Raw genomic sequence first — 11,868 nt, forward strand, 5'->3', positions numbered from 1 at the left:
GGTCAATGCCAGCCGCGGATGATGAAGGCCAACAACACGATCAGGCCGACGATCATTGCGAATGCGTAGTGGTAGAGGTAGCCCGACTGCAGGCGGCGCGTGAGCCGCGCGACGAGGTCGACGAGGCTCGCGCTGCCGTTGACGGCGACGCCGTCGATGACGTTGCTGTCGAACGTGCGCGAAAGCCGGCCGAGGCCCAGGCCGCCGCCTGCGAATCCGTCGATCCACAGGTTGTCGAAGCCGTACTTGTTCTCGAGCACGCGAACCGGCCACGAAAAGGCATGGCGCGCGCGCGTGGCGAGTTCCGGCTTGAAGACGTACATCACGGTAGCCAGCGCGAACCCTGCGAACGTCAGCCAGAAGGCGGGCGCGCCGAAAGCGTCGAGCGCGAGCTGCACCGGGCCGTGCCAGTCCTCGGCACCGATGTGCGCAATCGTGTCGCGGGCGCCCTGCAGGTCGATTGCGCCGAGGAAGAACGGCCACTGCTTCACGTGGCCCGTCCAGTCGGTTCCGAAGAGCATGGGGCCGGCGGTGAAGAATCCGATCAGCGCGGACGGGATCGCCAGCAGGATCAACGGCACGGTCACGACCCAGGGCGACTCATGCGGTTCGACCGGGCCATGGTGCTCGCCGTGGCCGTGGCCGTCGTCGTGCAGCGGCTCGTGCAGGGTCTGCGCGCCGTCCGTATGCGCGTCGACGTTGTGGTGGTCGTCGGACACGGCGCTATCGCGGAATCGCTCGCGACCGTGGAACGTCATGTAGAGCAGGCGGAAGCTGTAGAACGACGTTACGAATGCGCCGAGCAGAACCGCCCAGTAGCCGTATGTCGCGATCCAGGTATGGCGATGGTCCGCCGACAGCTTGGCCGCCTCGATGATCATGTCCTTCGAGTAGAAGCCGCTGAAGAACGGCGTCGCCACCAGCGCGAGAGTTCCGACCAGGCTCGTCCAGTAGGTGATGGGCATGTACTTGCGCAGCCCCCCCATCTTCCGCATGTCCTGCTCGTGGTGCATGCCGATGATCACGCTGCCCGCCGCAAGGAACAGCAGCGCCTTGAAGAAGGCATGCGTCATCAGATGGAACACGGCGGCCGAGTAAGCGGACACCCCGAGCGCCACCGTCATGTATCCGAGCTGCGACAGGGTCGAGTACGCCACGACGCGCTTGATGTCGTACTGCACCATGCCAATCAGGCCGGTAAAGAACGCGGTCGTGGCACCGATGAAGAGCACGAAGTCGAGTGCCGTCTGGCTCATCTCGAATAGCGGCGACATACGCGCCACCATGAAGATGCCGGCCGTGACCATCGTCGCCGCGTGGATGAGTGCCGAGATCGGCGTCGGGCCTTCCATCGAGTCGGGCAGCCAGACGTGGAGCGGGACCTGGGCGGACTTGCCCATCGCGCCAATGAACAGGCAGACACAGGCGACCGTCATGACCGACCACGACCACATGCCGCTCAGTGCGCCGCCGTGGTTGAAAAGGTCGCCCAACTGGTGGCCGGCCATCGTCGGAACACGCGCGAAGACCGTGCCGTAGTCGAGCGAACCGAACGCAAGCAGCACCAGCGCGATGCCGAGCAGGAAGCCGAAGTCGCCCACCCGGTTGACCAGGAACGCCTTGAGGTTCGCGAACACCGCGGTCGGCTTGCGGAACCAGAAGCCGATCAACAGGTACGAGACCAGGCCCACCGCTTCCCAGCCGAAGAACAGCTGCAGGAAGTTGTTGCTCATCACCAGCATGAGCATCGAGAACGTGAACAGCGAAATGTAGCTGAAGAACCGCTGGTAGCCCGGATCCTCGTGCATGTAGCCGATCGTGTAGATGTGCACCAGCAGCGACACGAAGGTGACCACCACCATCATCATCGCGGTGAGGTGGTCGACCATGAAGCCGACATGCGCCTGGAAGCCGCCAATATCGAACCATGTGTACAGGTTCTCGTTGAACGGCGGTGCGCCCTGGCCGACCAGCTGCCACAGCACGCTCATCGACAGCACGCAGCTGGTCGCCACGCCGAGGATCGTGACCCAATGCGAGCCGGCACGGCCGATCCGGCGCCCGAACAGGCCGGCGAGGATCGAGCCGATCAGCGGCGCGAGCACGATCGCGACGAGGATCATGCGAGAGATGGGATGTTCCACACCGGGCATCGGCTCAACCCTTCATCGAATCGATTTCGGCGACGTTGATCGTGCGCCGGTTGCGGAACAGCGTGACGAGGATCGCCAGGCCGATGGCGGCCTCGGCAGCCGCGACGGTGAGGATGAAGAACACGAACACCTGGCCGGATGGGTCGCCGAGATAACGCGAGAACCCGACGAAATTCACGTTCACCGCAAGCAGCATCAGCTCGATCGACATGAGCAGCACGATGATGTTGCGGCGATTGAGGAAAATGCCGGCGACGCTGATGCAGAACAGCACCGCGCCCAGCGCAAGGTAGTGGCCGAGCGTGACGCCATGCGACATGAGGTCCATCACTCGCCTCCCGGGGGCGCGGCGGGCGTTGCAGGCCGCACCGACTCCATGCGCACCATGCGCACGCGATCGGACGCCCGCACGCCGGATTGCCACGCCGGATCCTGCGTGCGAACGCCGCCACGATGACGAAGCGTGAGCATCACGGCCGCGACGACCGCGACCGTCAGGATGACGGCCGCGACCTCGAACGGAAGTTCGAACCCGCTGAACAGCGTGCGCGCGAGCCACACCGTGTTGGGAAGCTCCGTTGACGCTGCGTTCGGCACGAAGCTCGCTGCGAGCTTGGCGCGGACGCCAATAAGCGTGACGATCTCGGCGAGCATGACGACCGAGACGGCGAGCCCGAGAGGCAGGTAGCGAACGTAGTTCCGTCGAAGCGGGGCCACGTCGATGTCGAGCATCATGACGACGAACAGGAAGAGCACCATCACCGCGCCGACGTAGACGAGGATGAGCGCGACGCCCAGGAATTCGGCCCCGGCGACGATCCACGTGCAGGCAACTGAAAAGAACGTCAGCACCAGGCACAGCACCGCATGCACCGGGTTTCTCAGGCTGATCACCGCCGCAGCAGCGACCACGGCCGTCGCGGCGAAAAGTAGGAATGCGATCTGCGGGAAGTCCATGGCGTCCTCAGCGGTAAGCCGCATCGCCGGCGCGACGTTCGGCGAGCTCGGCCTCGAGCCGGTCACCGATCGCCAGCAGCTGCGGCTTGGTCACGATGTTCTGCCCACGGGTGTCGAAGTGGTATTCGAGGATGTGCGTCTCGACGATCGAGTCCACCGGGCACGATTCCTCGCAGAACCCGCAATAGATGCACTTGAACAGGTCGATGTCGTAACGGGTGGTGCGGCGCGAGCCGTCCTCCCGCTTTTCCGAGTCGATCGTGATCGCGAGCGCGGGGCACACGGCCTCGCACAGCTTGCACGCGATGCAGCGCTCCTCGCCGTTCGGGTAGCGGCGCAGCGCGTGGATGCCGCGGAAGCGGCGCGATTGCGGGATCTTCTCCATCGGGTACATGACCGTGTACTTCGGCTTGAAGAGGTACTTCAGCGTCAGCCACAGGCCCTGCATCAGCTCGACGAGCAGCAGGCTCTTGAAATAGGACGTGATGCGATTCATGGGATGTGGGCGTCCGTCACTTGTAGGGCACGAAGACGCCGAAATACGCCATCAGCGCGGTCACGAAGATCCACACGATGGTGATCGGAATGAAGACCTTCCAGCCCAGCCGCATGATCTGGTCATAGCGGTAGCGCGGGAACGAAGCACGGAACCAGATGAACACGCTGGCGAAGAACCCGACCTTGAGCAGCAGCCACCACCAGCCGTCCACCGACAGCAGCGGAATGCCCAATCCCTGGAACGGGCTCAGCCACCCGCCGAGGAAGAACAGCGAGGTCAGGAAGCTGACCAGCAGCATGTTCGCGTATTCGGCCAGGAAGAACAGCGCGAATTGCGAACCCGAGTACTCGACCATGTGGCCGGCGACGATTTCGGATTCGCCTTCGACCACGTCGAACGGCGCGCGGTTGGTTTCCGCGACGCCGGATATGAAATACACAAGGAACAGCGGCAGCAGCGGCCACATGAACCACTCGAAAAGGCCGGCATTGCCCGCCTGTGCCATGACGATGTCCGACAGGTTGAGGCTGCCGGCGGCGATCAGCACGCCCACCAGCGCGAAACCCATCGCGATCTCGTAAGACACCACCTGCGCCGCCGAGCGCATCGCGCCGAGGAAGGCGTACTTGGAATTGGACGCCCAGCCGGCGAGGATGATTCCATAGACGCCGAGCGACGTCATCGCGAGCAGGTACAACAGCCCGGCGTTGACGTCCGCCACCACCATCTTTGCGTCGAACGGAACCACGGCCCACGCCGCGAAGGCCGGCGCCAGGCCCAGCAGCGGTGCCAGAACGTAGAGCACCGGGTCGGCCCGAACGGGCGAGATCACTTCCTTGAACAGCAGCTTGAAGACGTCGGCGAACGCCTGGAACACGCCCATTCCGACGTACATGGGCCCGTGGCGCACATGCATCCAACCGATCAGCTTGCGTTCCCACACGACGTAGAACGCCACGGCGATGATCACCGGCATCATCACGCAGAGGATCGTCAAGACGATCCACGCGAGCTGCCCGCCGACGCCGAAACCGTCGAACCACCCATGCAGCGAACCGATGGCCTCATGAATCATGGATCAGGCCCTCCCCGCTTCGACGCGCGACAGCCCGAGCGGCGCCGTCGACGCATGGCCGCCTTCGATGTACACGGTTCCCGGTGCCACCTTCGAACTCACTTCCACCGGGAGCTTCGCCGCACCCGCCGAGACCTCGAACCGCCCCACGGCTCCGGTTTCGAGCCCGAGCGATTGCGCATCCTGAGGATTCAGATAGGCGCGCGGCTCGCGATTCAACGGATGGGACTGCAGCCCCGGCGCGCGGCGCACGACAGCGTCGACCCGATAGATGCCCGGCGCGGACGCCACCTCGAGCCCGCCCTCGCCCGCCGGCGGCGCAGCACCACGGACGACCTGTACCGCGCGCGGCGCGATCGACGCGCGCGCACCGGCCAAGTCGACGAAATCGAAGCCTGTGACACCGAGCTCGCTGGCCAGCGCACGGATGACGCGCCAACCGGGACGCGCCTGGTCCGGCAGCTTGCCACCCGCGATAGCGAGCTGGTCGCGCCCGTCCAGATTGGTCAGCGTGCCGTCGATCTCCGGCAGCAGCCCGACCGGCAGGATCACGTCGGCGATGGCAAGCGTCGACTCGCAGGCGAACTGGCTGAATGCGACCACCTGCGCGCCGTTGAGCGCGGCAAGCGCCTGCGGCGTCGACGCGAAGTCGAGGCCCGGCTCGATCCCGTAGAGGATGTAAGCCGCACGTGCCTCGGCGAGCATGGACAGCGAATCGCGCGACGTCGGCAGCACGCCATGACGCGCGAGACCAAGTGCATTGGCGCCTTGGGGAATGCGGCAGAGCTTCGCGCCGGTGCTTTCGGCCAGCGTGCTTGCGGCCGCGCGGATCCGCGACGCATGCGGGCTGTTCTCGGCCAGCGCGCCGACGATAACGACGGACGGGCCGCCGGTGGCAAATGCATCGCGCAGACCGCTATCGGCAAGCGCGCCGGCAATCGCGGACGGCGCAACGATCCAGCGCCCTGCGAGTTCGAAGGTGAAGTCGAAGTCCACCGGATTGACGACGAACACCTTGGCGCCGTTTCGCCACGCCTTGCGGATGCGCGCATGCAAAAGCGGCAATTCGTGGCGGACGTTGGAGCCGACGATGACGATCGTCTGCGCCTTTTCGATGTCGGCGGACGGCATGTCGAACGCCTGGGCCACCGCGCCGTCCGACAGGTCGCACTGCGAAATGCGGTGGTCGATGTTGCCCGTGCCGAGCGCGTCCGCCAGCCGCGCCAGCAGCGCGCCTTCTTCGTTCGACGTCGACGGATGTATCAGCATGCCCAGATCGTCGGCGGCGTTGTCACGCAGAATCTGCGCCGCGCGGGCGAGCGCGTGCTCCCACGAAACCTCGCGCCACTCACCCCCGTCCCTGGCCATCGGACGCACGGCGCGGTCGGCGGCATAAAGGCCCTGGTGCGAGTAGCGGTCGCGGTCGGAAAGCCAGCACTCGTTCACGGCGTCGTTGTCGCGCGGAACGCTGCGCAGGACTTCGCCGCGACGCACGTGCAGGTACAGGTTGCTGCCCAGCGGGTCGTGGTAGCCGAGCGATTCGCGCGCCATCAGTTCCCACGGGCGCGCCTTGAACTGGAACACCTTGTTGGTCAGGGCGCCGACGGGGCAGACGTCGATGACGTTTCCCGATAGCTCGGTGGTCAGCGGCTTTCCGTCATAAGTTCCGATCTGCAGGTTCTCGCCGCGATACATGCCACCGAGCTCGTACGTGCCCGCCACTTCGGCCGTGAAGCGGACGCAGCGCGTGCACTGGATGCAACGCGTCATCTCGGTAGCGACCAGCGGACCGATGTCCTCGTCGGGCACCGTGCGCTTGCGTTCGGAGAAGCGCGAGATCGACCGGCCGTAGCCCATCGACAGATCCTGCAGTTCGCACTCGCCGCCCTGGTCGCAGATCGGGCAGTCGAGCGGATGATTGATCAGCAGGAATTCCATCACGTTGCGCTGACTCTTGAGAGCCTTCTCGCTGCGCGTGACGACCCTCATCCCATCCATCACGGGCGTGGCACAGGCCGGCGCCGGTTTCGGCATCTTCTCGACTTCGACCAGGCACATGCGGCAGTTGGCCGCAACGCTCAGCTTGTCGTGGTAGCAGAAGCGCGGGATCGGAACGCCGATCCTGTCGGCCGCCTGGATGATCATCGAACCCTTCGGCGCGGCCGTCTCGACGCCGTCGATGAAGACGGTGACGTGGTCCGGCGGAAGATTCGGATTTACCGGTTGCGCGCTCATGCGGCTACCTGCTGCGCGACGACAGTGCCAGCCGCCTCATCATCGACGAGGAAGCGCTTGTTGACGATCGCGTATTCGAATTCGTGCCAGTAATGGCGCAGGAAGCCCTGCACCGGCCACGCCGCGGCTTCGCCAAAAGCGCAGATGGTGTGGCCTTCGATCTGACCGGCCGCCGCTCGCAGCATCTGCAGGTCGTCGAGCGTGGCTTCGCCGTTCACGATGCGCGTCAGCATGCGGTACATCCAGCCCGTTCCCTCGCGGCACGGCGTGCATTGGCCGCACGACTCCTTGAAGTAGAAGCGCGCGATGCGCTGGCAGGCGCGAACCATGCACGTGGAGTCGTCCATCACGATGACAGCGCCCGAGCCCAGGCCGGACCCGGCCTTCTGGATCGAGTCGTAGTCCATCGTCAGCGACATCATTGTGTCCGCAGGCAGCACCGGCATCGACGAACCGCCTGGGATCACCGCCTTCAGCTTGCGGCCGCCGCGAACGCCGCCCGCCATCTGCAGAAGTTCTGAGAATGGCGTACCCAGCCGGATCTCGAAGTTGCCCGGATTCGCAACGTGGCCCGACACGGAAAACACCTTCGGCCCGCCGTTGTTCGGCTTGCCGAGGTTCGCGAACCACTCCGCGCCGTTGCGGACGATCGCCGGCACCGACGCATAGGTCTCGGTGTTGTTGATAGTCGTCGGCTTGCCGTACAGGCCGAAGTTCGCCGGAAATGGCGGCTTGTAGCGCGGCTGCCCCTTCTTGCCTTCAAGCGACTCCATCAGTGCGGTTTCTTCGCCGCAGATGTACGCACCGGCACCCAGGGCCCCGTAGATGTCGACGTCGATGCCGCTACCCAGCACGTTCTTCCCGAGCAGGCCGTTTTCGTACGCTTCCTTCAGTGCCTGCTCGAAGTGCTCGAACGGCTCATGGTGGAACTCGCCGCGCAGGTAGTTGTAGGCCGCCGTCGAACCGGTCGCGTAGCAGGCGATGGCCATGCCCTCGACGACGGAATGCGGATTGAATCGCAGGATGTCGCGATCCTTCGCCGTGCCGGGTTCGGACTCGTCCGAATTGCAGAGGATGTACTTCTGCCCCGGACCTTTCGGCATGAACGACCACTTGAGCCCCGTTGGGAAGCCCGCGCCCCCGCGTCCGCGCAGACCCGACTGCTTGACCATGTCGATCACGGCCGCCGGCTCGATCTTCTCGCTGAGGATCCTGCGCCAGGCGCTGTAACCGCCTGTCTTCAGGTAGTTCTCGTACGACCACGGCGTGTCGAAATGCAGGGTCGTGTACACGACGTTGTGGGCCTGCGGTTCCGGGCCGACCGGACCGTAGCCGGTGGAATAGTCGTGGTGCGAATGCGCCATGGCGATTACTCCAACCCGTCCAGAAGCGCGTCGACCTGGGCGACGTCGAGCTTCTCGTGGTAGTGCCCGTTGACGACGACCACTGGCGCACCGCAGCAGGCGGCCAGGCATTCTTCCTCGCGCTTGAGGTACACGCGGCCGTCGGCCGTGCTTTCGCCGAGGGCGCAGCCGAGCTTGCGCTCCGCGTGCGCAACCAGTTCCTGCGCGCCGTTGAGCCAGCAGCTGATGTTCGTGCAGAACGCGACGTTGTTACGGCCGACCTTCTCCGTTTCAAACATCGAATAGAAGCTTGCCACCTCGTACGCCCACACCGGCGGAATGCCGATGTACTTGGCGACGGCAGCGATGATCTCGTCGCTCAACCATCCGTCGTTCTGCTCCTGCGCCGCGTGGAGCCCCTGCAGCACCGCGGATCGGCGACGGTCGGCCGGGAACTTCGACAGCCAGTGGTCGATGTGCGCGCGCGTGGCATCCGTCAACGCGACCATGGGGTCGACGTTCTGGCAGGCCTCGAAATTGCCGGTGGCTTTCATTGCAGATGCGATCCCCAGCGTCGCCGCGTCAGCGGTCGATTTCGCCGAACACGATGTCGTAAGTGCCGATCATCGCGACAACGTCGGCCAGCATGTGGCCCTTGACGATCGCGTCCATCGACGAAAGATGCGCGAAGCCGGGCGCACGGACCTTGAGGCGAAACGGCTTGTTCGCGCCGTCCGACACCAGGAACACGCCGAACTCGCCCTTCGGGCCCTCTACGGCTGCGTAGGTCTCGCCCGCCGGAACGCCGTAGCCCTCGGAAAAGAGCTTGAAGTGATGGATCAGCGCTTCCATGTCGTCCTTCATCTCTTCGCGCTTGGGCGGCGCGACCTTGAAGTTGTCGACGATCACGGGGCCCGGATTCGCGCGCAGCCACTTCACGCACTGCTGGATGATCTTGTTGGACTCGCGCATCTCGGCCACGCGCACGAGGTAGCGGTCGTAGCAGTCGCCCGTCTTGCCGACCGGAACGTCGAAATCCACCTGGTCGTAGCGCGCGTACGGCTGGGTCTTGCGCAGGTCCCACGCGATACCGGAACCGCGCAGCATCGGGCCGCTCATGCCCCAGTCGTGAGCCTGCTCCGGCGTGACGACGCCGATGCCGACCGTGCGCTGCTTCCAGATGCGGTTATCGGTCAGCAGCGTTTCGTATTCATCGACGCGCGCCGGAAAACCCTGCGTGAACGCCTCGATGAAGTCGAGAAGCGATCCCTCGCGCGACTCGTTGAAGCGCTTGAGGCTCTTGCCCTTGCGCCACGGCGACTCGCGGTACTTCGACATCTGGTCCGGAAGGTCACGGTAGACGCCGCCGGGGCGGTAATAGGCGGCGTGCATGCGTGCACCCGAGACGGCCTCGTACACGTCCATGAGCTCTTCGCGCTCGCGGAACGCATACAGGAAGACCGCCATCGCACCGAGGTCGAGCGCATTGGAGCCGAGCCACATCAAGTGGTTCTTGATGCGCGTGATCTCGTCGAACATCGTCCGGATCCACTGCGCACGCTCGGGCGGCTCGATGCCCAGCAGCGTTTCGATGGCGCGCACGTAGGCGTGCTCGTTGCACATCATCGATACGTAATCCAACCGGTCCATGTACGGTACCGACTGGTTGAACGGTTTCGACTCAGCGAGCTTCTCGGTGCCGCGATGAAGCAGGCCGATGTGCGGGTCCGCGCGACGCACCACTTCGCCGTCCATCTCGAGGATCAGTCGAAGAACCCCATGAGCGGCCGGATGCTGCGGGCCGAAGTTGAGCGTGTAGTTGCGGATCTCGGGATTGTTGAGGCCCGAGGTGGTCACGTCGTTGGGAGCGGCGCTCACTTCTTCACCTCGGCGCGCTGCGCGGCTTCACCGGCGGACGTCGCGTAACGCGCGTCGTCACGGATGACGCGCGGCACCAGAACGCGCGGCTCGATGGTCACCGGCTGGTAGATCACGCGACGTCGCTCGGCGTCGTAGCGCACCTCGACGTTGCCGATCAACGGGAAGTCCTTGCGGAACGGATGCCCGACGAAACCGTAATCGGTGAGGATCCGGCGCAGGTCCGGATGATCGTCGAACACGACGCCGTAGAGGTCGAACGCTTCCCGCTCGAACCAGTTGGCAACCGACCACACCGGCACAAGCGAGGCGACCGCGGGAACCGCGTCGTCCGGCGCAAACGTGCGCATGCGAACGCGCACGTTGTGCCTGACCGAGAGCAGGTGCACGACCACCGCATAGCGGCGCTCGGGCGCGACGGATGCGCCGCTCGGCTGTTCGCCCCAAACGAAGCGCCCCATGCCCTTGCCTTCGACGCCGCGCGAGAAACCCTCGGATGAAACGGTGGTGTCCCACTCGTCCACACCGTAGCTGAGATAGTCGACGCCGCAGAGATCGACCAGCTGCTCGAAGCCGAATTCATTGCGCAGTGCCAGCGCGCTCTCTAGCCAGACGTCGTGGGGAAGCTCGAGCGTCACCTCACCGCGGGGCATGGCGACAGACACGACGCCCGTCGCGAACCGCTCGCGCAGCCGCGTGACCAGCGGGGGCTCGATAGCACCCGTCGAATCGGTGACCGCATCGCTCACGCGCGGACTCCCTGGCGCTCGTCGCCGAAGTTCGTTCCGCGGCGGATCTTCTTCTGCAGCTGAAGGATCCCGTACGTAAGCGCCTCTGCCGTCGGCGGGCAGCCGGGAACGTAGATGTCGACCGGCACGATGCGATCGCAACCGCGAACCACCGAATACGAATAGTGGTAGTAGCCGCCGCCATTGGCGCAGCTTCCCATCGAGATGACCCACTTCGGGTCCGGCATCTGGTCGTAAACACGGCGCAGCGCCGGCGCCATCTTGTTGACCAGCGTACCCGCGACGATCATCACATCGGACTGCCGCGGAGACGGGCGGAACACGACGCCGAAGCGGTCGAGATCGATTCGCGCCGCACCGGCGTGCATCATTTCCACGGCGCAGCAGGCCAGCCCGAAGGTCATCGGCCACATCGAGCCGGTGCGCGCCCAGTTCCAGAGCGTGTCCATGCTCGTCGTGACGAAGCCCTGCTGCATCACGGGGTTGTCGGCCTCGGGCAGCAGGATGTCGTCCAGCCGCCCTTCGGGCAGCGGATTGAACATGAGTTCGGAGAACGTCTTCATTGCCGCCGAGTCACTCCCACTCCAGGGCGCCCTTCTTCCACACGTAGGCGAAGCCGATCACCAGGAGTGTGAGGAAGGTACCCATTTCGATCAGGCCAAACGGACCGAGCTCGCGGAAGACCAGCGCCCAGGGAAAGACGAAAGCGATCTCGAGATCGAAGACGATGAAGATGATCGCGATGAGGTAATAGCGCACGTTGAACTGCATGCGCGCGTCTTCGAAAGCGTTGAATCCGCTCTCGTAGGGCAGCAGCTTTTCGATCGTCGGGTTCTTGGGCCCGAGCACGCGCCCGACAATGATCAGTGCGACGCCGATGCCGCTGGCGACGATCAGGAACAGCAGGGTCGGCAGATATTCGGCCAGCACTCGTGTTCTCTCGGCATTCGCGCGGTAGGCCGGCAGACAGCTGCTCGGC

At 64.8% G+C, this 11,868-nt stretch carries 12 protein-coding genes; all 12 read right to left on the bottom strand.

Translation table 11 applies throughout. The features are described 5' to 3' along the window. Nucleotides 1-2: 2 nt before the first annotated feature. Genes nuoL through FW784_RS00175 form a run of 12 tightly spaced genes read right to left on the bottom strand, consistent with a single transcriptional unit; the run spans nt 3 to nt 11,819 of the window. Nucleotides 3-2,144, bottom strand: coding sequence for an NADH-quinone oxidoreductase subunit L (nuoL, locus tag FW784_RS00120; RefSeq protein WP_149351337.1), 2,142 nt, complete (start codon nt 2,142-2,144; stop codon nt 3-5). 13 nt (nt 2,145-2,157) lie between these two features. Continuing rightward, nucleotides 2,158-2,472 carry an NADH-quinone oxidoreductase subunit NuoK gene (gene nuoK / locus FW784_RS00125; RefSeq protein WP_149351347.1) on the bottom strand — a complete coding sequence of 105 codons (315 nt, stop codon included), beginning with the start codon at nt 2,470-2,472 and terminating at the stop codon, nt 2,158-2,160. A gap of 8 nt (nt 2,473-2,480) precedes the next feature. Beyond that, a complete protein-coding gene (locus tag FW784_RS00130; protein WP_149351338.1) occupies nt 2,481-3,110 on the bottom strand; it encodes an NADH-quinone oxidoreductase subunit J in 630 nt (209 codons plus the stop codon). A 7-nt stretch (nt 3,111-3,117) separates the two neighbouring features. Further along, nucleotides 3,118-3,606 carry an NADH-quinone oxidoreductase subunit NuoI gene (nuoI, locus tag FW784_RS00135; RefSeq protein ID WP_149351339.1) on the bottom strand — a complete coding sequence of 163 codons (489 nt, stop codon included), beginning with the start codon at nt 3,604-3,606 and terminating at the stop codon, nt 3,118-3,120. A 16-nt stretch (nt 3,607-3,622) separates the two neighbouring features. After that, nucleotides 3,623-4,684 (bottom strand): NADH-quinone oxidoreductase subunit NuoH, encoded by a 1,062-nt coding sequence (nuoH, locus tag FW784_RS00140; RefSeq protein ID WP_149351340.1) that lies wholly within the window; start codon nt 4,682-4,684, stop codon nt 3,623-3,625. Between the two features lie 3 nt (nt 4,685-4,687). Next, a complete protein-coding gene (nuoG, locus tag FW784_RS00145) occupies nt 4,688-6,919 on the bottom strand; it encodes an NADH-quinone oxidoreductase subunit NuoG (protein WP_149351341.1) in 2,232 nt (743 codons plus the stop codon). After that, the gene (gene nuoF, locus FW784_RS00150; RefSeq protein WP_149351342.1) at nt 6,916-8,283 is read right to left on the bottom strand and encodes an NADH-quinone oxidoreductase subunit NuoF; all 1,368 of its coding nucleotides are present in this window, start codon (nt 8,281-8,283) and stop codon (nt 6,916-6,918) included. The genes nuoG and nuoF overlap by 4 nt, the downstream gene beginning before the upstream one ends. A 5-nt stretch (nt 8,284-8,288) precedes the next feature. Beyond that, the gene (gene nuoE / locus FW784_RS00155) at nt 8,289-8,816 is read right to left on the bottom strand and encodes an NADH-quinone oxidoreductase subunit NuoE (RefSeq protein ID WP_149351343.1); all 528 of its coding nucleotides are present in this window, start codon (nt 8,814-8,816) and stop codon (nt 8,289-8,291) included. Nucleotides 8,817-8,844: 28 nt separating this feature from the next. After that, the gene (locus FW784_RS00160) at nt 8,845-10,140 is read right to left on the bottom strand and encodes an NADH-quinone oxidoreductase subunit D (protein ID WP_149351344.1); all 1,296 of its coding nucleotides are present in this window, start codon (nt 10,138-10,140) and stop codon (nt 8,845-8,847) included. Then, on the bottom strand, nt 10,137-10,856 hold the full coding sequence (locus FW784_RS00165) for an NADH-quinone oxidoreductase subunit C (protein WP_149351348.1): 720 nt from the start codon (nt 10,854-10,856) through the stop codon (nt 10,137-10,139). The genes FW784_RS00160 and FW784_RS00165 overlap by 4 nt, the downstream gene beginning before the upstream one ends. Before the next feature lie 29 nt (nt 10,857-10,885). Then, nucleotides 10,886-11,452 (bottom strand): NuoB/complex I 20 kDa subunit family protein, encoded by a 567-nt coding sequence (locus tag FW784_RS00170; protein WP_235893511.1) that lies wholly within the window; start codon nt 11,450-11,452, stop codon nt 10,886-10,888. Nucleotides 11,453-11,462: 10 nt separating this feature from the next. Next, entirely contained in the window at nt 11,463-11,819 is a 357-nt protein-coding gene (locus tag FW784_RS00175) for an NADH-quinone oxidoreductase subunit A (RefSeq protein WP_149351345.1), read from the bottom strand. Nucleotides 11,820-11,868: the final 49 nt, after the last annotated feature.

The sequence above is a fragment of the Cognatilysobacter lacus genome (genome assembly GCF_008274655.1).
Lineage (GTDB): Bacteria > Pseudomonadota > Gammaproteobacteria > Xanthomonadales > Xanthomonadaceae > Cognatilysobacter > Cognatilysobacter lacus.

Excerpts from the sequence above, each read along its gene's own strand:
- FW784_RS00170 (WP_235893511.1), bottom strand. The coding sequence starts at position 11,452 with ATGAAGACGTTCTCCGAACTCATGTTCAATCCGCTGCCCGAAGGGCGG.
- nuoK (WP_149351347.1), bottom strand. The coding sequence starts at position 2,472 with ATGTCGCATGGCGTCACGCTCGGCCACTACCTTGCGCTGGGCGCGGTG.
- nuoF (WP_149351342.1), bottom strand. The coding sequence starts at position 8,283 with ATGGCGCATTCGCACCACGACTATTCCACCGGCTACGGTCCGGTCGGC.
- FW784_RS00130 (WP_149351338.1), bottom strand. The coding sequence starts at position 3,110 with ATGGACTTCCCGCAGATCGCATTCCTACTTTTCGCCGCGACGGCCGTG.
- nuoE (WP_149351343.1), bottom strand. The coding sequence starts at position 8,816 with ATGAAAGCCACCGGCAATTTCGAGGCCTGCCAGAACGTCGACCCCATG.
- nuoH (WP_149351340.1), bottom strand. The coding sequence starts at position 4,684 with ATGATTCATGAGGCCATCGGTTCGCTGCATGGGTGGTTCGACGGTTTC.
- nuoI (WP_149351339.1), bottom strand. The coding sequence starts at position 3,606 with ATGAATCGCATCACGTCCTATTTCAAGAGCCTGCTGCTCGTCGAGCTG.
- nuoG (WP_149351341.1), bottom strand. The coding sequence starts at position 6,919 with ATGAGCGCGCAACCGGTAAATCCGAATCTTCCGCCGGACCACGTCACC.